21 protein-coding genes and 3 pseudogenes are annotated in these 19,938 nt (G+C 45.8%); all 24 read left to right on the top strand.

What is annotated here, in order from left to right; genetic code table 11:
- The first annotated feature begins 12 nt into the window (after positions 1-12).
- The gene (locus SSCH_RS00375; RefSeq protein ID WP_044663733.1) at positions 13-252 is read left to right on the top strand and encodes a hypothetical protein; all 240 of its coding nucleotides are present in this window, start codon (positions 13-15) and stop codon (positions 250-252) included.
- Entirely contained in the window at positions 242-415 is a 174-nt protein-coding gene (locus tag SSCH_RS00370) for a 4Fe-4S binding protein (RefSeq protein ID WP_044663732.1), read from the top strand. The genes SSCH_RS00375 and SSCH_RS00370 overlap by 11 nt, the downstream gene beginning before the upstream one ends.
- 69 nt (positions 416-484) lie before the next feature.
- Entirely contained in the window at positions 485-1,255 is a 771-nt protein-coding gene (locus SSCH_RS00365; protein ID WP_156971993.1) for an isoprenyl transferase, read from the top strand.
- Between the two features lies 1 nt (position 1,256).
- Complete coding sequence (locus SSCH_RS00360; protein WP_044663731.1) at positions 1,257-2,060, top strand: phosphatidate cytidylyltransferase; 804 nt, start codon at positions 1,257-1,259, stop codon at positions 2,058-2,060.
- A 13-nt stretch (positions 2,061-2,073) separates the two neighbouring features.
- Positions 2,074-3,174, top strand: a complete 1,101-nt coding sequence (gene ytvI / locus SSCH_RS00355; RefSeq protein WP_044663730.1) for a sporulation integral membrane protein YtvI — start codon at positions 2,074-2,076, stop codon at positions 3,172-3,174.
- A 13-nt stretch (positions 3,175-3,187) separates the two neighbouring features.
- Positions 3,188-4,351: a 1-deoxy-D-xylulose-5-phosphate reductoisomerase gene (locus SSCH_RS00350; RefSeq protein ID WP_044663729.1), complete on the top strand. Its 1,164-nt coding sequence runs from the start codon at positions 3,188-3,190 to the stop codon at positions 4,349-4,351.
- Between the two features lie 55 nt (positions 4,352-4,406).
- Entirely contained in the window at positions 4,407-5,105 is a 699-nt protein-coding gene (locus SSCH_RS00345) for a M50 family metallopeptidase (protein WP_052835142.1), read from the top strand.
- The gene (locus SSCH_RS15900; protein WP_052835141.1) at positions 5,105-5,443 is read left to right on the top strand and encodes a site-2 protease family protein; all 339 of its coding nucleotides are present in this window, start codon (positions 5,105-5,107) and stop codon (positions 5,441-5,443) included. The genes SSCH_RS00345 and SSCH_RS15900 overlap by 1 nt, the downstream gene beginning before the upstream one ends.
- Positions 5,444-5,448: 5 nt before the next feature.
- Positions 5,449-6,525, top strand: a complete 1,077-nt coding sequence (gene ispG / locus SSCH_RS00340; protein ID WP_044663728.1) for a flavodoxin-dependent (E)-4-hydroxy-3-methylbut-2-enyl-diphosphate synthase — start codon at positions 5,449-5,451, stop codon at positions 6,523-6,525.
- A pseudogene (locus SSCH_RS00335) lies at positions 6,522-8,256 on the top strand (proline--tRNA ligase). Before ispG ends, SSCH_RS00335 begins: the two are co-directional and overlap by 4 nt.
- Before the next feature lie 204 nt (positions 8,257-8,460).
- The gene (locus SSCH_RS00330; protein WP_044663745.1) at positions 8,461-8,922 is read left to right on the top strand and encodes a ribosome maturation factor RimP; all 462 of its coding nucleotides are present in this window, start codon (positions 8,461-8,463) and stop codon (positions 8,920-8,922) included.
- A gap of 33 nt (positions 8,923-8,955) precedes the next feature.
- Positions 8,956-10,057, top strand: a pseudogene (gene nusA / locus SSCH_RS00325) (transcription termination factor NusA).
- Positions 10,050-10,325 (top strand): RNase P modulator RnpM, encoded by a 276-nt coding sequence (gene rnpM / locus SSCH_RS00320; RefSeq protein ID WP_044663727.1) that lies wholly within the window; start codon positions 10,050-10,052, stop codon positions 10,323-10,325. Before nusA ends, rnpM begins: the two are co-directional and overlap by 8 nt.
- Positions 10,322-10,648 (top strand): L7Ae/L30e/S12e/Gadd45 family ribosomal protein, encoded by a 327-nt coding sequence (locus SSCH_RS00315; protein ID WP_052835140.1) that lies wholly within the window; start codon positions 10,322-10,324, stop codon positions 10,646-10,648. The genes rnpM and SSCH_RS00315 overlap by 4 nt, the downstream gene beginning before the upstream one ends.
- Positions 10,649-12,797, top strand: a pseudogene (infB, locus tag SSCH_RS00310) (translation initiation factor IF-2). It begins immediately after the preceding gene.
- 13 nt (positions 12,798-12,810) lie between these two features.
- Positions 12,811-13,176 (top strand): 30S ribosome-binding factor RbfA, encoded by a 366-nt coding sequence (gene rbfA, locus SSCH_RS00305; protein ID WP_044663726.1) that lies wholly within the window; start codon positions 12,811-12,813, stop codon positions 13,174-13,176.
- Positions 13,169-14,167 carry a DHH family phosphoesterase gene (locus tag SSCH_RS00300; RefSeq protein WP_044663725.1) on the top strand — a complete coding sequence of 333 codons (999 nt, stop codon included), beginning with the start codon at positions 13,169-13,171 and terminating at the stop codon, positions 14,165-14,167. The genes rbfA and SSCH_RS00300 overlap by 8 nt, the downstream gene beginning before the upstream one ends.
- Positions 14,164-15,087: a tRNA pseudouridine(55) synthase TruB gene (gene truB, locus SSCH_RS00295; RefSeq protein ID WP_044663724.1), complete on the top strand. Its 924-nt coding sequence runs from the start codon at positions 14,164-14,166 to the stop codon at positions 15,085-15,087. The genes SSCH_RS00300 and truB overlap by 4 nt, the downstream gene beginning before the upstream one ends.
- Positions 15,088-15,113: 26 nt before the next feature.
- Positions 15,114-16,079: a bifunctional riboflavin kinase/FAD synthetase gene (locus SSCH_RS00290; RefSeq protein WP_044663723.1), complete on the top strand. Its 966-nt coding sequence runs from the start codon at positions 15,114-15,116 to the stop codon at positions 16,077-16,079.
- A 69-nt stretch (positions 16,080-16,148) separates the two neighbouring features.
- Complete coding sequence (locus SSCH_RS00285; protein WP_044663722.1) at positions 16,149-16,370, top strand: hypothetical protein; 222 nt, start codon at positions 16,149-16,151, stop codon at positions 16,368-16,370.
- Between the two features lie 63 nt (positions 16,371-16,433).
- Positions 16,434-16,661: a hypothetical protein gene (locus tag SSCH_RS00280; RefSeq protein WP_044663721.1), complete on the top strand. Its 228-nt coding sequence runs from the start codon at positions 16,434-16,436 to the stop codon at positions 16,659-16,661.
- A gap of 22 nt (positions 16,662-16,683) precedes the next feature.
- The gene (gene rpsO, locus SSCH_RS00275) at positions 16,684-16,953 is read left to right on the top strand and encodes a 30S ribosomal protein S15 (protein WP_044663720.1); all 270 of its coding nucleotides are present in this window, start codon (positions 16,684-16,686) and stop codon (positions 16,951-16,953) included.
- Positions 16,954-17,029: 76 nt separating this feature from the next.
- The gene (locus SSCH_RS00270; protein ID WP_198142025.1) at positions 17,030-19,150 is read left to right on the top strand and encodes a polyribonucleotide nucleotidyltransferase; all 2,121 of its coding nucleotides are present in this window, start codon (positions 17,030-17,032) and stop codon (positions 19,148-19,150) included.
- A 67-nt stretch (positions 19,151-19,217) separates the two neighbouring features.
- Complete coding sequence (locus SSCH_RS00265) at positions 19,218-19,916, top strand: polysaccharide deacetylase family protein (protein WP_232294113.1); 699 nt, start codon at positions 19,218-19,220, stop codon at positions 19,914-19,916.
- The last annotated feature ends 22 nt before the right edge of the window (positions 19,917-19,938 follow it).

Here is a 19,938-nt window from a genome sequence, read left to right as displayed (position 1 = left end):
GGTTGAGAGTAGATGACAGATAAGGAAGAGATTCCAGATGTAATCGGGTTTACCCCAGAAGAGGGGTGCCTGATACTGCAAAAGGGCGGTTATCGTGTAGATTTCAAATATACCTGTGGCCATTCAAATAAACGCAGCAGAATCGTACGCCAACGATTGCTGGAAACGGGATTAATTGAACTAATTATATGCAGCGAATACTACAATGACCCAGCTATTGAAGAAAAGGAGGTGAAAAAGAGTGGCTTATAAGATCATCGCTGATAAGTGTGAGGATTGCGGTACCTGTATTGATGAGTGCCCTAACGATGCAATTGTCGAAAATGATGGCGTCTATACAATCGACATGGAAAAGTGTGAAGATTGTGGAACATGCATAGATGTCTGCCCGAACGACGCAATTATAGAAGAATAAAAAAAACCGACAGATTTTTCCCCCTCCAGGAGGGGGTTTTTTCTAAGATTAAAAAACAGGGGCGACGGCATGGAAAATATCATCAAAAGTATATTCCCCAAAAACAAGCAAGATAATTCGCGGAATAATTTGGAGAGGTCACGTTTGCCGCACCATGTTGCCATTATAATGGATGGAAACGGACGCTGGGCCCAAGAAAAGGGCCTACCCAGGGGAGCGGGGCATCGTGCCGGTATGGAGTCACTGAGAGCGGCTGTAGAACTATGTCTTGATTTAGGGATTAACATTCTCAGCGTTTTTGCATTTTCCACGGAAAATTGGAAAAGACCTCAAGAAGAAGTCAGCATCTTGATGGGTTTGCTGTATGAGTATATTCATAAAGAACTGGATGAACTTCATAAAGAGCAGGTACAGGTAAGGGCTGTTGGCAGAATCAGTGACCTCCCTTCCATGGCACAGCGAGAAATTAAGCGTGCCCAGGATCTGACATCAAACAACAAGAAATTAATTTTAAATATTGCTTTGAACTACGGAGGAAGAACAGAGATAATAGATGCTGCCCGCAGTATTGCTCAGTTAGCGGTAGAGGGCAAACTGAGCCCGGACGAAATTACTGAAGAGGTTTTTCAAAAACACCTCTATACAGGTGATCTGCCGGATCCTGATCTGTTGATCAGGCCTGCAGGAGAACTGCGCATCAGCAATTACTTATTATGGCAAATAGCTTATACAGAGTTTTACAGTACCAGTGTCTATTGGCCGGATTTTCGCAAAGAGGAGTTTTTATTGGCTTTACTGTCATACCAGGGCAGAAAACGTCGTTTCGGAGGGCTTAAGTGATTTGTTTTGGAAAAGGATAATCAGTGCCTTAATTGGCATACCGGTTCTGGTTTTATTAATTTATTTAGGCGGCATCCCTCTGGTTGTTTTTGTTGTGCTTTTAGCTCTCGTCGGTTCATATGAATTAATGCGGATCTACCGGCGTATGCATTATCAGGTTTCCCAATTCCTTGTTTACGGGAGTGCCTTCCTTTTCCCCCTGTTGGCTTATTTTACACCTGACGGGAGAGAAGGCGGCTGTTTATTTACTGGAATGATCATTTTTTTAATACTGCACATGGTGCTGCTGGTTTTTGCTTTTCCCAGGTTTGACATAGGTGATATTGCGGCATCATACCTGGGGAGTTGTTATATCAGTGTTTTATTAAGCCACTTGATTTTGATCAGAAAGTTGACCCCATATGGATTACAATTGCTGCTTTTGGTGTTTCTTCTCACCTGGGCATGTGATATCGGTGCTTATTTTATCGGACGCCTCTTTGGACGCCGGGCTCTATGTCCAACCTTGAGCCCACGTAAAACCATCGGAGGCTCTATTGGAGGCATATTATTCTGTGTAGGCACTGCAGCCCTATTCCAGTTATTTTGCCCTATCCTATCTTATCCCAAGGTGCTGCTGCTTGGTGTTATAACAGGTTTTATTGTTCAAATAGGGGATCTTGTGGAATCAGCTATCAAAAGAATGGGAAAAATCAAGGATTCCGGGACACTGATACCCGGTCACGGTGGTGTTCTTGATCGCTTTGACAGCCTTCTTTTTAGCGCCCCTGTTGCATATTTTTTCATTAAACTGATTTTGTTCTAGAAGGAGTGAGATTTTGTCTCCATCACTGGAAAAAGCGTTAATGACGCTTTTGAAAACAGTAATTATTCTGCTGGCAGGTGCAGGAATTTACTTCTTTGTCCAATATTTTTGGCCGTTGTTGTCATCAATGATTTCGACAAGCCTCATAATTGCCCTCCCCTTGCTGTTTGCCTATTTGGTAGCAGTTTTACTCAATCCCGTAATTAACATATTTGAAAACAAACTGCATTTATCCAGAACACTGGGTACACTGATCTCACTTGTTCTTTTTCTGACCTTGATCGGAGGGGTAGTGTACCTATTGGTGTTCAATCTGATCAGTGAGATGGTAGATCTCTCCGTGACATTGAGCAATTATTCTGACGAATGGAATCACTGGAGTTTTAACAATGTGATAGATAAGTTCCAAGTTTTCTTGGAAAGGCTCCATATACCATCTCAGTTTGTTAAGGAAACAATGGAGGATTTCTGGAAGAGCCTGGATGTTGTCAGAGATGTTGTTGCTGTACTGTTAACACAGTTTTTTAACTTTATTAAAGCCCTGCCACAGTACTTTATTCTGCTGGTAGTAACGCTCATTGCCAGTTTCTTTTTTGCGCGTGATTATGAACAGATAAAAGCCAATGTTTCCGGATTGATTATACGGTGGATGCCTGACAAATGGGAAGCAGGGACGCGCAGGGTTGGCCAGGGTTTACAAAGGGCATTACACGGTTATATCAGAGCCATATTGATCCTGATCAGTATTACCGGTTTTCTGACCTTGATCGGGCTTTCTATTCTTGGCGTAAGATATGCTTTTATCCTGGCACTTTTAATGGCCTTGTTAGATCTTCTGCCTATCGTTGGGCCTGGTACAGTATTTGTTCCTTGGGCACTATTGATGTTCTTGACAGGGAGCCCCGGCTTAGGAATTGGGTTGCTCATCTTATATGGTATAATCGTCATTGTAAGGCAGATGTTGGAGCCTAAAGTAGTTGGTGAGCACATTGGCCTCCACCCACTGACAACATTGGTCTCTCTCTATTTAGGCTTTACAATCTTTGGTTTTTGGGGGCTTATCCTGGGGCCAGCTGTAGTAATTATTTATAAGGCTTTTGAAGAAAATAATTAAGGATGCTGAATAGATGAAAAAGAATATTGTGATCTTAGGTTCCACCGGTTCGATCGGAAGACAAGCCCTGGAGGTAGTGGGATGGCACAACTCTGATTTGCAGGTGCTGGGGATTGCTGCGCAGCGCAATATCGATTTATTGGAAGAACAGGCCAAAACCTTTGGAGTTCCTTATGTGGCCGTTGAAGATAAAGATGCAGCACTTGAATTAGAACACAGGTTACAGGGCTCTAACACCCGCTGTCTGGCAGGCACCGATGGAATACTGGAGCTTGTACGGATCCCCGATGTTGATTTAATTCTTATAGCTGTCAGTGGTTTGGGGGGACTGCTTCCCACTCTGGAGGCAATAACCCACAATAAGCAGATCGCCCTGGCCAATAAAGAAACACTGGTAGCAGGTGGTAGTTTGGTTACAGAGGCAGCCTTAAAGAAAGGGATCCGGATCATACCTGTGGATAGTGAGCATTCAGCTATTTTTCAGTGCCTGGAGGATACTGCAGATGTAGAAAAATTGCTCATTACCGCTTCCGGGGGGCCCTTCAGGGAGATGCCTGTTGATCAACTTAAAAAAATTACTCCTGAAATGGCCCTGCGCCATCCGACCTGGCAGATGGGTGACAAGATCACCATTGATTCTGCTACTCTGATGAACAAGGGCCTTGAAATAATTGAAGCCAGATGGCTGTTTGGGATCGACTACGACCGCATCGAAGCGGTGATTCACCCCCAGAGTATTATCCACAGTCTTGTGGCTTACAAAGATGGTGCTGTTCTTGCCCAGTTAGGCTGGCCGGATATGAGAGTTCCCATACAGTACGCCTTTTTTTATCCGGAACGAAAAAGAAATAACCTTCATCCTCTAGATCTCGTTCAGGTTGGCCAGTTGAGCTTTGAAACCCCGGATTTAGGTCGCTTCCCCTGCTTGAGATTAGCCAGAGAAGCTGGTAAAATCGGAGGGACGATGACGGCGGTGCTTAATGCGGCCAATGAAGTGGCGGTCCAGGCGTTTCTAGGGCATAAGATTGCTTTTAATGCAATATCCGAACTGGTCGATGAAGTGATGAATTTACATAACCTGAAGACCGGGAAGCTGGATCTGGATGATATTTTGGAAGCAGACAGATGGGCCAGGGAATGCACCAGACAGTTGATCAATCAACAATCTAAGAAATGAGTTTAAATTCCTGTTTATGCGTTTCCCATTAATAACCTGACAGGGGTGGTTAAAAGTGGTTATCATTGCAATCCTGGTTTTAGGTTTTCTCATCTTTGTCCATGAACTGGGGCACTTTATGGTTGCTAAAATGGTAGGCATTCAGGTGCTTGAGTTCAGCATTGGCTTTGGCCCAAAGTTCCTTGGGTTTCAAAAGAGTGAGGATACCACTATGTATTCCCTGCGGATACTGCCTTTGGGTGGTTTTGTGAGAATGGCCGGCATGGATCCAGAGGAGGAGGATGATCATGTTAACGGTTATAATAGCAAGCCGCTGAAAAGCCGTTTTGCGGTGATTTCCGCCGGTTCTGTCATGAATTTTCTCGTGGCTATCCTGCTCTTTGTGATCACTTTTGGATTAATTGGGCAGCCTGCTGCATCCAATTCCAATCTGATCGGAGAAGTTCTCGCGGAAAGCCCGGCGATGACAGCGGGTCTTAGAGCAGGGGATAGAATTGTGTCTATCAATGGAGTACCTACTCGGAATTGGGAAGAGGTGGCCGGAAGCATACGGGAAAGCGGAGAGCGCGACCTCAATCTTGTTGTGGAACGCCAGGAGCAGAAGCTTAGCTATACAGTAACACCACGTTATGATCCCCAGTACGAGATATACCAGATCGGTATTACTCAGCAGGTAATATGGCAAAAACAAGGCTTTATTTCAGCAATAAAGCTGGGATTGATCAAGCATTTGAATTTGCCAGGCTTGTTCTAGTGGGACTTGTCGGATTGATCGGAGGTACGATTTCCACCAATGAGGTCGCCGGTCCTGTGGGCATTACAGTTGCCATCGGTGAAGCTGCTGCAGGAGGAGCAGGGTATTTGATGATCTTTACTGCAATACTGGGCATCAACCTCGCCCTTATCAACATTCTCCCTATCCCGGCACTCGATGGCAGCAAATTAATATTCTTAATGATTGAAGGACTGAGAGGCAAACCTGTGGCACCTGAAAAAGAGAACTTTATTCACCTGATCGGTTTTGCTCTGCTCATGGTGCTCTTTGTGTTGATTACTTATAATGATATTGCCCGTATCTTTACGGGGGGTTAGCATCAATGATCTATAAACGCAAAAAAACAAGACAGGTAAGGGTTGGCAATGCACTGGTAGGTGGTGATGCCCCTATTACAGTGCAGACCATGACGAAAACAGATACCAGGGATGCTGCAGTAACAATCTCACAGATCAAGGAACTGGAGAGTATCGGCTGTGAGATTATACGAGTAGCTGTACCGGATCAAGAGGCCGCAGAGTCATTAAAGAAAATCAAAAAAGAAATCTCCATCCCTATTGTGGCAGATATTCATTTTGATTATCGCCTGGCCCTGGTAGCTATAAAAAGTGGTGTCGATGGTTTGCGGATCAATCCCGGCAATATCGGGGGGCCAAAACGTGTTCATGAGCTTGTCAGGGCAGCTGCAGGAAAAGATATTCCCATCCGCATCGGGGTAAATATGGGTTCTCTTGACCCCGAGATCGCCGAAAGGTACGGCAGGACCGCTAAAGGGTTGGTGGAGAGTGCTCTTACTCATGTTTCTCTCTTGGAGAGTGAGAGCTATTACAATATCGTGATTTCCGTGAAAGCAACTTCTGTGCCGGTCACTATTGAAGCCTACCGCTTGCTCTCTGAAAAAGTTGATTACCCCTTACATCTGGGTGTGACAGAGGCAGGGGGTGCACGGGTAGGAACAATTAAATCAGCCATTGGCATTGGAAGCTTGCTGGCTGACGGGATCGGTGATACGATCAGGGTGTCTTTGACGGATCACCCCTCTGAAGAGATACGCGTTGGTTTACAGATCCTCAAATCTCTCGGCCTCAGGACAGGAGGTATTGAACTTATTTCCTGTCCCACCTGTGGACGCTGCCAGATCGATCTCTTTAAGGTGTTAAATGAGGTGGAGAAACACCTTCCGGTTACAGATGAGGATCTAAAAGTGGCTATCATGGGGTGTGTGGTTAATGGGCCCGGGGAGGCCAAAGATGCGGATGTAGGTATTGCAGGAGGTAAAGGGTGTGCTATCCTGTTCAAGCACGGTAAGTTAGTAAAAAAGGTCCCTGAAGATGAGCTGATGGAAACTCTGATTTCAGAGATCGAGCAAATACTGGAGGAAAGGAAGCAGGTCAGATGAAGGTAACAAATATGCTGATTCCTACCCTGCGGGAAGTCCCCGCTGAAGCAGATACAATCAGCCATCAACTTCTTTTACGTTCTGGAATGGTAAGAAGGGTGGCTGCTGGGATTTACACACTTCTGCCTTTGGGAAACAGGGTTGTTAAAAAAATAAGAAAATATCGTCAGGGAAGAGATGAATCGTGCCGGGGGAGTAGAACTGCAGCTTCCGATTATCCAACCCGCAGAACTCTGGCAAGAGTCTGGCCGCTGGGATGTTTATGGACCGGAGATGTATCGTTTGCGGGATCGCCATGGGCGGGACTTTTGCCTGGGGCCAACCCACGAAGAATTAATTACTGACTTATTCAGTCAGGAGGTCAACTCATACCGTCAATTACCACTGCTGCTCTATCAGATACATAACAAATACAGGGATGAACGACGGCCTCGCTTTGGATTGCTGCGGGGGCGAGAGTTTATTATGAAGGACTTATACTCTTTTGATATGGATGAAGACGGCCTGGAAATAAGTTACCGGAAAATGTATGATGCCTACAATAAGATCTTCAGCAGGTGCAGCCTTGACTTCAGGGCTGTGGAAGCGGATTCCGGAGCCATCGGAGGGGATGTTTCCCATGAATTCATGGTGATGGCAGATACCGGAGAGGATCAAATAACTTTTTGCTCAGCATGTGATTACGCAGCGAATATGGAAAAAACGCCATGTCATTTGACCGGTGAGGCAAAATCATCAGAGGAAGAAAGGCCATTGGAATTAGCAGCCACACCTGAAGCGTGTACTGTGCAGGATGTGGCCTCCTATCTGCAAGTAAATACAGATCAAATTTTAAAATCGCTTTTTTATAATGTTGATGGGAAAATAGTAGTTGTTCTGGTGCGGGGAGACCGTTCAGTAAATGAAACAAAAGTGCTTAATTATTTAGGGGCTAATATGCTGGATACTGCCGATCCCCATGAAATGTTAAATAATTATGGCATTCCTATGGGATTTGCCGGCCCTGTTGGTTTGCGTGAAAAAACAAAGGTGACGATTCTTGGAGATTTAGAGGTCGAGCATTTATATAATACAGTTGCCGGGGCCAATAAACCCGGCTATCATTACATCAACGTCAATCCGCGGCGCGATTATCATGTTGACCATTACGGCGATTTCAGGACTGCTATAGAGGGTGATCCCTGCCCCCACTGTGGTGCGCCCTTACAAGTGCAGCATGGCATAGAAGTAGGGCATATTTTTAAGTTGGGAACCAAGTACAGTGAAGCTATGAGTGCTACAATACTCAATGAAAACGGGAAAGAGATACCTGTGGTTATGGGTTGTTATGGGATCGGGGTTACCAGGACCATGGCCGCGGCTGTGGAACAAAGTCATGATCAGGACGGTATTATCTGGCCGGCAGCTATATCTCCTTTTGATGTTGTCATCATGGCAGTCAATCAGCGTGATCAAGCTCAGGCAGGGTTTGCACTGGATCTTTATCAACAATTAGAGACAGCGGGAATCGATGTGCTCTATGATGACCGGCAGGAACGGCCGGGTGTTAAATTTAAGGATGCCGACTTGATCGGCTACCCGTGTCGCGTTGTTATCGGCAAGAAGGCGATTGCTGAGGGCCTTGTGGAAATCAAGTGGCGAGCCACAGGGGAATTGGTCTTCAAGGAAAAGGATAGAGTTACAGCCTATCTTCAGGAAAAGCTGGCAGCGATGAAATGCTCCAAACAGTAAACCACATTGTTCATAATGGAAACCATCGATGCTAACGACCAAAAACATTGCAGGTTAAGGTAGCTTTTGTTATAATAAATACATTGATGCGGGGGGGTTAAAACCGCTTCCAAGAAGCGAGTATTTTTCAGGAGGTAAGTAAGAGTGGGTTTGCGCCCACTCTTTCATATTATTTCTAGATTGGCAAAAACGGAGGGAAATCCTTTGAAGAAACAGCCAGTTAGTGTCAGGGTTGAGGAAATAATTAGCCCCTTTATCTTACAGAAAGAACTTGAGTTGGTGGATATAGAGTACAAAAAGGAGGGGGCGAACTGGTTTCTGCGCATTTTCATAGATAAAGCTGGTGGGGTGTGTCATGAGGATTGTGAGAAAGTCAGCAGTTTTGTCAGTGCTGAACTGGAGAGGTTAGATGTTATTCCTCACCACTATTTTTTAGAGGTTTCTTCTCCGGGGGTGGAGCGACCATTAAAAAAACCGGAAGATTTTGTGCGTTTTCGTGGTTCTGCAATAAAATTACGCACAATGAGTAAAATTGAAGGAAGCAGGAATTTTCAAGGCATGCTTGTGGATTTTGTGGAAGATCAGGTTGTTCTGGAACTTGAAGATGGCCGTCAGATGAAAATACCCTATCAATTAATTGGACAGGCAAGGTTGAAAATATATTAAATAAATCTGTGATGATGGGGAGGTGAATGAAAAATGAACCTTGATTTTATCAACGCTTTGAAGGATATTGAAAAGGAAAAAGGGATCAGCAGTGAAGTTCTTCTGCAGGCAATAGAGCATGCCCTGCATACCGCATATAGAAAAAAATTTCGGATCCGCTCAGAATGCTCGCATTGAGATAGCAAGAGAAACAGGTGAAATTAAAGTTTTCTCAAGGAAAACAGCTGTTTCTGAGGTGACTGATCCAGCTCTGGAGATCTCTTTGGATGAGGCGGTGCAGATCGATCCGGAAGCCAAAGAGGGCGAAATAATAGAGATGGAGGTTACTCCAAGCAATTTTGGGCGAATTGCCGCACAGGCAGCAAAACAGGTTGTTGTTCAACAGATCCGTGAGGCTGAACGCGGTCTGATTTATGAGGAATTTTTAAGCCGTGAGGGGGATATTGTTACTGGGATTGTCAGGCGCCAGGAAGCAAAAAATGTTTATATTGACCTGGGCAGAACTGAAGCTGTACTATTGCCATCTGAGCAGATCATAACCGAAAGGTATGAGCATGGGGATCGGATTAAGACATATATCACAGAGGTAAAGAAAACCACCAAGGGTCCACAGATTTTGGTCTCCCGGACGCATCCAGGTCTGCTGAAGAGGCTTTTTGAATTAGAGGTACCTGAAATATTTGAGGGAATTGTTGAAATAAAGGCTGTTGCCCGGGAGCCGGGGATGCGCTCCAAGATAGCTGTTTATTCCAGAAGTGAAAATGTTGACTCCATCGGGGCTTGTGTGGGGCCGAAAGGAATGCGCGTCCAGGCAATTGTTCAAGAGCTAAAGGGAGAAAAAATTGATATAGTAAAATGGGACACTGAGTTGAAGGAGTTTATCGCTAATGCCCTCAGCCCGGCTAAAGTTGTTTCAGTTGTGATCGATGAGGATCAAAAAGCTGCCCGGGTGATTGTTCCGAATCATCAGCTTTCTCTGGCTATCGGTAAAGAAGGGCAAAATGCCAGACTGGCTGCGCGCCTGACGGGATGGAAAATAGATATCAAAGATGAATCACAGTTGGATGTGGCTGAGGAGCAGTCCCTGGATGAAGTTGATCAATCTGAGGAACAAGGGGTGAACTCTGATGGCTAGAGTGAGAAAGGTTCCTCAAAGGATCTGTGTTGGCTGCGGACAGACCAGGGGGAAGAAGGAGCTGATCCGCATAGTAAGGAGTCCGGATTACGAGATAAAAATTGACACTACAGGTAAGTTATCGGGAAGGGGTGCTTACCTCTGCCGCAGAATGGAGTGTCTGTCAGCTGCACTTGCCGGTAAACAGCTGGAACGAGCACTGCGGATGGAACTGCCTCAGGAAGTCATTGCAGCTTTAAAGAAAACCATATCAGGTGATAGCTTTTGACATTTTATACTCTGTTGGGATTTGCCAAAAAATCTAACAAGCTGGTATCTGGAATGACGAACTGCCTTTATGCCATCCGTAAAAAGAAGGCGCGGTTGGTCATAATTACTGAGGATGCGGGGATAAACCGCAAGAAAGTGGTAAGGGAATGCCAGTCCCAGGACATTCCTTTTGTTGAGTTCGGTAACAGGGACGAATATCTCAAATTTTTGGGACAAAACCCGGCGTGCTATTGGGCGGTTCTCTCCCAGGAAATAGCAGAAGGCCTTATTAGAGAGCTTGGAAAAGAAAAGGTACGGGCTAAACAATACGGGGGTGATTGAATGGCAAAAGTTAGGATTCATGAATTGGCTAAAGAACTGAAAATGAACAGCAAAGACCTGGTAGTCCGCTTGCGTCAGATGGGCTATACAGTTAAAAACCATATGAGCACTATCGAAGAAAAAGACATAATCGCTATTAGGAAAAGGTTAAGACCCGATGGCAGAAAGGATAAAAAGGGGAAAAATGCGGCCCCTCAGCAACCCGCCGAGGATGCTGAGGCCAAAGAAAAGGATTTTCGCAAGCGGGCTCAACAGCGCAAAGAGGAATTGCGCCAGAAAAAAGAGCAGAACAAGCGTAAGATCATGGCAAAAGTGGATACTCCTTTCCGCAGCCGCACCAAAAGAAAACGAAAGGACTATCAACGCACAGTACTAGAAGATACAGAACCGAAAAAAATTATCATTGAGGACAAAATCACTGTACAGGAACTGGCCAATTACCTGCATGTCAATGGGAGTGAGGTTATCAAAAAGCTGATCGATTTGGGAGTAATGGCTTCCTTAAACCAGGTAATTGACAGCGAAACAGCAACACTGGTAGCGTCAGAATTCGGGGTTGATGTTGAGGTCCAGGATGAGATTGTGGAGCTGGAAGCGGCCTTGGATGATGAACCTGATCGCCCGGAAAACATGAGATCCAGACCGCCTGTGATCACTGTTATGGGACATGTTGACCACGGCAAAACATCTCTGCTGGATTATATTCGCCATACAGATGTTACGGCAACAGAGGCAGGGGGTATTACCCAGCATATCGGTGCTTACCAGATAGAGGTAAAGGGCAAGAAGATAACTTTCCTGGATACTCCCGGCCATGAAGCTTTTACGACCATGCGAGCCCGTGGTGCACAGGCGACAGATATCGCAGTACTTGTTGTGGCAGCTGATGATGGGGTAATGCCTCAGACTGTTGAAGCGATCAACCACGCCAAAGCTGCCGGTGTGCCAATAGTGGTAGCCATTAATAAGATGGATAAACCGGGAGCCAATCCAGACATTGTGAAACAACAGCTTACTGAATATGGTCTGGTTGCCGAGGAGTGGGGTGGAACGACCATTTGTGTCCCTGTTTCTGCAAAAAAAGGAACAGGTATTGATCAACTGCTGGAGATGTTATTGCTGGTTGCTGAGATGGAGGAGTTGAAAGCGAATCCTAAGAGTCTGGCCAGGGGTATTGTGATTGAGGCAGAACTGGATAAAGGAAGGGGCCCTGTGGCCACAGTTCTGATTCAAAAGGGCACACTGCAGATAGGTGACCAGATTTTAGTAGGCACATCCTCGGGCAAGGTAAGGGCGATGCATGATTTTAAGGGACGCCGGATCGATCAAGCCCTCCCCGGGGTACCTGTAGAGATCCTGGGACTGTCACAAGTCCCTGCTGCCGGTGATTTTCTTTATGCTGTTTATGAAGAAAAATTAGCCCGTCAGATTGCAGAAAAACGCTATGAGAAAAAACGGCAGATTGAAAATGTTATTCCCGAGAAAGTGACACTGGAAGAGCTTTTTAAGCAGATCAAAGAAGGTAAAGTAAAAGAGCTCAACCTGGTTGTTAAGGCTGATGTTCGGGGCTCAGTAGAGGCATTGATTCAGGCCCTGGAAAAAATGGGAGATCAGGAAGTAAGGATCAATATTATACATTCAGGGGTTGGTGCCATAACAGAGACCGATGTTATGCTTGCCAGCGCATCCAATGCCCTGGTCATCGGCTTCAATGTGAGGCCTGATGTCAATGCTAAAAAGGCTGCGGAAATCCCAAAAAGTTGAGATCAGGCTCTACCGTGTAATCTATGAGGCTCTCGAAGACATTAGAGCAGCACTTGAGGGGCTCTTGGAACCCATTTACAAAGAGGTGAGTGTGGGCAGGGCCGAGGTGCGAAATCTCTTCCATATTCCAAAAGTGGGAATGATCGCCGGCTGCAATATTCTCGAAGGGAAGGCTGTTAGAAACAGCAAAGCAAGGGTTATCCGTGATGGGGTTGTGATCTATGAGGGAGTTATAGATTCCCTAAAAAGGTTCAAGGATGACGTACGGGAAGTTGCACAGGGGCATGATTGCGGAATAGGGCTTGACAAATTCCAGGACATAAAAGCCGGGGATATTCTGGAGATCTATCAGATAGAAGCGATCAAAAGAGAGCTAAAGTCTTAAGAGGTGATTGAAAGTGAGCTACCGTGCCAACCGCCTGGCCGGTGAAATACAACGTGTTGTAACAGACCTATTGCAGACAGGGTTGAAGGACCCACGCATCAACAGACTCACAAGTATAACAGCTGTCGATGTTTCCAAAGATCGTCGCTACGCAAAAATATATGTCAGTGTCCTGGGCTCAGAGGATGAACAGCAAAAAACCCTTGAGGGTTTACAGAGTGCCAGCGGATTTATCAGATCGGAATTGGGAAAACAGATCAGGTTGCGCTACCATCCGGAGATATTATTTGTACTGGATAAATCAATTCAGCAAAGCTTTAAGATCGACAAGATGCTTCGGGACCTGCTGCCGGAAGAGAATGGGAGGACTGATGGATAATCTAGAGGAAGCAGCCACAGCTATCAAGATGCATGATAATTTTGTGTTAACAACACATATAAATCCTGATGGTGATGCCCTGGGCTCCTTGATGGGGCTTGGTCTGGCATTATTAAATGCAGGTAAAAATGCGGTTATGATCATGCCTCATCCGATACCGGTCGCCTTTCAATTTATGCCGGGGTCGCGGCAGGTACAAAAAACATCAGATGTGCTGGCGAGGTTTGATCTAGGCATTACACTTGACTGCACTGACATAACACGTGCTGGGGAAGAAGCCCAGAAGGTTTTGCAGAGGGCAGGGAAACTGCTCAATATAGACCACCACATCAGCAACCAGTATTTTGGGGACCTGAATGTGGTGGATCCGCAGGCGGCGGCAACCGGGGAAATAATCTATGACCTCCTGCTTAAAGCAAAAATGCCCGTTACCTCAGAGATCGCCACTAATCTTTATACAGCGATAATTACTGATACCGGCTCATTCCAGCACCAAAACACCACTGCGAAATGCCTCCGCACAGCCGCTTTATTGCTTGACTGCGGGGCGGCACACAGAGTTGTTCAGCAGCACCTTTATGAGCAAAGGTCCCTGGAGAGCTTGCGATTACTGGCCAGGGGATTAGAATCCCTTTCCCTTAATGAAGAGGGTACAGTTGCCTGGATGACGATTTCACGAGATTCATTGTATTCCAGCGGTGCTGCTGTAGATGACAGCGAGGGATTGATCGATTACGTGAAATCATTGAAGGGTGTAGAAGTAGGGATTGTTTTTAAAGAGGTCAACCCCAGCGAAATCAAGGTCAGCTTTCGCTCGAATAACTATTTGGATGTTAACAAACTGGCGGCTCATTTTGGAGGGGGCGGACACGAGCGGGCTGCGGGGTGTACGATTAACGGTGAGCTAGGGGATATTGAGCAACTTGTGATCCGTAAAACAGAGGAACAACTTTTTGCTATGAACGAAAACAGTGGAGGACCGCGAAAGTGAACGGCTTGATTAATGTTCTTAAACATCCTGGTTTAACATCCCATGAGGTTGTGGTTGCTCTGCGGCGGATGTTCAACATCAAAAGAATAGGACATACCGGAACACTGGATCCCGGGGCGGCGGGTGTTCTCCCTATCTGTGTGGGACAGGGTACCCGGGTGGTGGAATACCTGATCAATAAGCCGAAGGAATACAGGGCTGAATTCACCTTTGGCATCAGAACAGATACCTGTGATGCGGGTGGTAAAATATTGGATAAATCAGCGGGGTTCAAACTGGATCCCCTCATCTTAAATGAGGTTTTAGATGAATTCAGGGGTGAAATAAAACAGGTTCCCCCTATGGTTTCCGCTGTCCGTCACCAGGGTAAAAGGTTATATCAACTGGCACGTGAAGGCAAAGAAATCGAACGCAAAGCAAGGCGCATTTATATCTATGAACTCAACATTCTCCGGTTACAAAGAGGTTTGGCATATCCGCGTCTTTTATGTGACATCAAGTGTTCTAAAGGAACCTATGTGCGCAGTATCTGTGCGGATCTTGGTGAAAAATTGGGATGTGGTGCCTTCATGTCTTTTCTAGTGCGTACTGCCAGTGGTCCTTTTCTGCTGGAAAACGCCCTTACTCTTGAGGAAATAAAAGAGATGTGGATGCGAAAAGATTTATCATTTATGCTTCCTATTGATTATGCCTTGCGTGACATACCCGCTTTAACCGTTAAAGAAAAAGCGGTGCCACATATATTGAATGGTCAGCCCCTGGCCCCTTCAGGTATTTTGGGTGGTATAGGTAAGAACAAAATGCCCGAGTTCGTTCGCCTTTATTCGCCTGGGGGAAAGCTGTTGTCTTTGGGTAACTACTGCAGTACAGATGAAGGGGAATGGCATTACAAACCCAAAAAGGTTTTTGCAAGCTTATAATAATAACAGGATAAGAGGTAAGTTCGATGGTCATTTTTGGAGGAATGGAGAAGATGCCGGTTCAGGAAAGACAGCTTGTAGTTGCTTTGGGTAATTTTGACGGGGTACACCGCGGACACCAGCAGCTTCTCCGGCAAATGACAGCATATGCTCAGAAAAATAATGCCCTTGCTGCTGTCATTCTTTTTCAGCCCCATCCTCAACAAGTATTAAATCCCAGCAAGTGTCCCAAGCTTCTTCTGGACACCGATAAGAAAATCGAATTATTGGAAAAGCAAGGAGTTCAGGGCATCTTTATCGTTCCTTTTGACATAGATTTTGCCTCCCTGGCACCTGAGGAGTTCATAGATAAAATACTGGTGGGCAAGCTGCAGGTTACTGGGGTATTTGTAGGTTACGATTACCGTTTCGGCCGTACAGCTGAGGGGACACCGGAGTTGCTCAGGGAACTCGGTAAACAAAAGGGCTTTTACGTAGAGGTCGTTCCACCGGTTCTCTCCATGGAAACTCCCATCAGCAGCACTTTGGTTCGCAAAGCACTGTCTACCGGAGATATTAGATGGGCAAAGGAGCTGCTGGGATACTGGCCTGTTCTCAGGGGTAAGATTATGACAGGTGATCAGCGGGGACGGAAATTAGGGTTTCCTACAGCTAATATCCATGTTTCAGATGAACTTTTGGTTCCGCAGAATGGGGTATATGCCGGAGAAGCACTAATTCAGGGAAAGCATTACTTGACTGTGACAAACATCGGGGTACATCCAACCTTCGGTTCCAGCCGTCAAGAGTTAATAGAAGCACATCTGCTGGATTTTCAGGGAGATATTTATCATGAAGATATTGAAATCAGTCTCTTTGAAAGGATGAGGGATGAGCGAAAGTTTGAGAGCCCAGATCTTTTAATTAAGCAAATCCGTAAAGACATTGAGATTGCCATAAAGATTTATGATGATCATGAAAACAACAGCATTAAACGTGATGTACAGGCTTAAACCGAAAGATTTACAACAAGGATAAACTATGGTAAGATCAAAAAAAAGTTCTGATAAGGAGGAATATACTTGGGACTTCCGGTGATCCATGAGTATCACCACAACCTGAAGAAAGTCGTCCAGCAGATCTCGCAGATTTGTCTCAGCGAGGAATTTATTACTTTAACAAAAGAATTGGAAGAGCTCTATGCCAGAACCCAGGCTGAACGGGCTGCCATAACTGCTTTCCAAGATGCGCTCTATACCCTGATCGCCCAGGAAGAGATCGAATTACGCAACCCGGGTGCGTGATAGCCATTGTCAATATACGGTCCTCCGGCATCAGACTTCTATTTTCAGGGTAAGGAGTAAAAGATGAAGGTTATTATTACAGAACATGCAAAAAAAAGATTGAATAACCTTCGCCAGGACAAAATAACTATTGATGACATCATACGCGCAGCTCAGGAAATACCGGCCCATATCCCAAGTGCAGCCAGATTCCGCGGATTTTTTGCCAGATCAGGCAGGGTATTCGACCTTGTTGTCAAGGATATACCCGCGGGAAGGCTTGTAATCACAATAATTGGCAAGAAAAGCTAAACAAAGTAAGGGAGGTTTCACAGTGACTTTTAATTCTGCAGCGAAGAAAGAAATTATTGAAAAATACCAGATCCATGAACGAGATACAGGTTCTCCGGAAGTTCAGATCGCACTGCTTACAGAAAGAATCAACTACTTGACGGAGCATCTCAAGGTGCACAAAAAGGATCACCACTCCAGAAGAGGACTCTTAAAGATGGTCGGTCAAAGACGCGGTTTTCTCAATTACCTGCGGGAGAGTGATCCATCTCGTTACCGTTATATTGTAGAAAAATTAGGGTTGCGGCGTTAAGAAAACACCGATTTAAGGCGAGGGAGAGCGGTTAGCCGCTCTTTCTGATTATTATTTTGTTTTTAAAGGGAGGTTTATCATGCCAGAAACATTTCAAATGATGCTTGGTGAAAGACCCTTGATTTTTGAATTTGACAAAGTAGCCAAGCAGGCTAATGGCGCTGTTTTAGTACACTATGGCGATACTGTAGTTTTGGTTACTGCCACCATTTCTAAAGAACCGCGGGAGGGGATCGATTTCTTCCCTCTTCTTGTCGATTACGAGGAGCGCCTCTATGCTGTAGGAAAGATTCCAGGTGGTTTTATTAAAAGAGAAGGGAGACCTACAGAAAAGGCTATCCTTTCAGCAAGACTGATCGATAGGCCGATTCGACCGCTTTTTCCAGAGGGTTTTCGCAATGATGTCCAGATAGTTGCTACTATTCTATCTGTTGACCAGGACTGCTCTCCCAACATTACAGCCATGATCGGTGCCTCAGCGGCACTCTCAGTTTCAGATATACCGTTTGCGGGCCCTATAGCCGGTGTTATTGTTGGCCGGATAGATGGGGAGTATGTGCTTAATCCGACTGTAGAGCAGGAAAAAGAGAGTGATATACATCTTATCGTAGCCGGCACCGAACAGGCAGTGTTGATGGTTGAAGCGGGTGCTCAGGAAACAAGTGAAGAAGTGATCATCAAAGGGATTGAATTTGGACACCAGGCGATCAAGGAGATCGTCAAGTTTCAAAAAGAAGTTGTTGAAAAAATCGGTAAAGAGAAGCTGGCTGTTCCCTTATCTGAGCCTGATCCTCAAATAGTGGCTGATGTAACCGCATATGCCCATGAAAAAATTGCTGTTGCAGTGAAAAATTCTGATAAGCTGGCCAGGCAGAGTGCTCTGGAAGAGCTGGAAAAGGAAACTGTAGAGCACTTCAGCGAGATATACCCTGAACAGGAGAAAGCCGTACAGGCGATCTTCTTAAATAAGCTTAAAGAGATTGTCCGCACAATGATCCTTGAGGATGGTCTGCGCCCTGATGGAAGAGGGACTGATGAGATCAGGAAGGTTACCTGTGAGGTGGGAATACTGCCGCGTGCTCATGGGAGCGGTCTGTTTACCAGGGGCCAAACCCAGGTGATGACTGTGGCAACACTGGGTACAATTCGCGAGGAACAGATCCTGGACGATTTGGGCCTTGATGAATCCAAGCGCTACCTGCATCATTACAATTTCCCGGCGTATTGTGTCGGTGAAACCAGGCCTATCAGGGGGCCAGGGCGCAGGGAGATCGGGCATGGGGCATTGGCGGAAAGGGCACTACTGCCTGTTCTGCCAGATGAAGACAAGTTTCCATATACCATCAGACTTGTTTCAGAGGTATTAGAATCAAACGGGTCATCATCTATGGCCAGTGTCTGCGGCAGCACCCTGGCTCTGATGGATGCCGGTGTTCCTGTTTCTGCTCCTGTTGCAGGCATTGCTATGGGCCTGGTTAGCGGTGAAAATGGATATGCAATTTTAAGTGATATCCAGGGAATGGAGGATGCCCTGGGTGATATGGACTTTAAAGTTGCCGGAACCGCCAGGGGTATTACAGCCCTGCAGTTAGATATCAAAGTTCAGGGCCTTGGAACAGACGTCTTAAGACAGGCTCTTGATCAAGCAAGAGAAGGCAGGATGTTTATCCTGGGGAAAATGACCGAGACCATTGAGAAACCGCGACCTGATCTATCACCTCATGCACCGCGCATTATTACCATGACCATCAATACAGAAAAAATCCGCGATGTAATCGGTCCCCAGGGCAAGGTTATCAGAAGAATCATCGAAGAGACCGGGACACAGATCGACATCGAGGATGACGGACGTGTTTTTATCTCAGCCATCAGTGAGGAAGCCGGGAAACAGGCGGTTAGTATCATTGAAAGCCTGACAAAGGATGTTGAGGTTGGGAAAATATATTTAGGCAAGGTCGTCAGGTTGATGGACTTTGGTGCCTTTGTGGAAATTATTCCAGGAGTGATGGGCAGTTCAGGCAAGGAGGGACTCGTTCATATCTCCCAGTTAGATGAACGAAGGGTCAACCGAGTCAGGGATGTTGTCAAAGAAGGTGACGAAATCATCGTCAAGGTCACAGATATTGATAGACAGGGACGTGTAAATCTTTCTCGCAAAGAGGCTGTAAGAGCCCTGAGACAAAAATCGGAAAAATAAGGTAAGCACTTTACAAATATCTTCCCATCCCCAGGAATACAATTTTATTCAGGGGGTGCGGAAGTGTTTGTTTTTTTCTGGAGGAAAAAAAAGGCTTTTCTTGATTGCTGCTCTTATACTGCTGGTCATCTGTATCTATACAGCCGCTTTTGCCTCAGAACAGGTTGTACAAAGAAAGAAACCCATCTACCAGGGGGTCCCCGCTAAAAAGCAGGTATCAATAACAGTAAATGTGGATTGGGGAGAAGAACACCTTCCCGCCATGCTGGAGGTACTACAAAAAAGCCGCGTCAAGGCAACGTTTTTTATGACCGGAAGATGGGCCGGAGAGCATCCGGAACTTGTCAATAAGGTCGCCCGCCTTGGACATGAAATCGGTAATCACGGATATTCCCACCCGCATGTAAATGATCTTCCTCTTGAGCAAAACATAGAAGAGATAAAAAAGACGTCAGATGTGATCTATCGGGCTGCACAACAGAAAACACGTTACTTTGCTCCACCATACGGAGAATTCAACGACACAGTCATCGAGGCTGCCTCTCAAACGGGACACCGGATCATACTCTGGACAGTAGATACAGTGGATTGGCAAAAGCCGCCACCGGCAGAGATTACATCGCGGGTGCTCGACGGCATCCAAAACGGTGGGATTATTCTCATGCATCCCACAGAACAAACAACCCAGGCCCTGCCTGAGATGATCAAGAGGCTGCGAGAAAAGGGTTATCAAATTGTGCCTTTGGAAAAACTAATAGCTGGTTAACAGCATATTGCTTTGAAGGGGG

Origin of the sequence: Syntrophaceticus schinkii (assembly GCF_000946815.1) — a bacterium.
Taxonomy (GTDB): domain Bacteria; phylum Bacillota; class DSM-12270; order Thermacetogeniales; family Thermacetogeniaceae; genus Syntrophaceticus; species Syntrophaceticus schinkii.
Note: the sequence above shows the minus strand (reverse complement) of the source record. Positions and strands in the feature narration are given on the sequence as shown.

Bases quoted from the DNA above. Each gene is read 5' to 3' on its own strand.
- SSCH_RS00375 (WP_044663733.1), top strand. From the start codon at position 13: ATGACAGATAAGGAAGAGATTCCAGATGTAATCGGGTTTACCCCAGAA.
- SSCH_RS00365 (WP_156971993.1), top strand. From the start codon at position 485: ATGGAAAATATCATCAAAAGTATATTCCCCAAAAACAAGCAAGATAAT.
- SSCH_RS00350 (WP_044663729.1), top strand. From the start codon at position 3,188: ATGAAAAAGAATATTGTGATCTTAGGTTCCACCGGTTCGATCGGAAGA.
- ispG (WP_044663728.1), top strand. From the start codon at position 5,449: ATGATCTATAAACGCAAAAAAACAAGACAGGTAAGGGTTGGCAATGCA.
- rnpM (WP_044663727.1), top strand. From the start codon at position 10,050: ATGGCTAGAGTGAGAAAGGTTCCTCAAAGGATCTGTGTTGGCTGCGGA.
- SSCH_RS00300 (WP_044663725.1), top strand. From the start codon at position 13,169: ATGGATAATCTAGAGGAAGCAGCCACAGCTATCAAGATGCATGATAAT.
- SSCH_RS00290 (WP_044663723.1), top strand. From the start codon at position 15,114: ATGGTCATTTTTGGAGGAATGGAGAAGATGCCGGTTCAGGAAAGACAG.
- SSCH_RS00280 (WP_044663721.1), top strand. From the start codon at position 16,434: ATGAAGGTTATTATTACAGAACATGCAAAAAAAAGATTGAATAACCTT.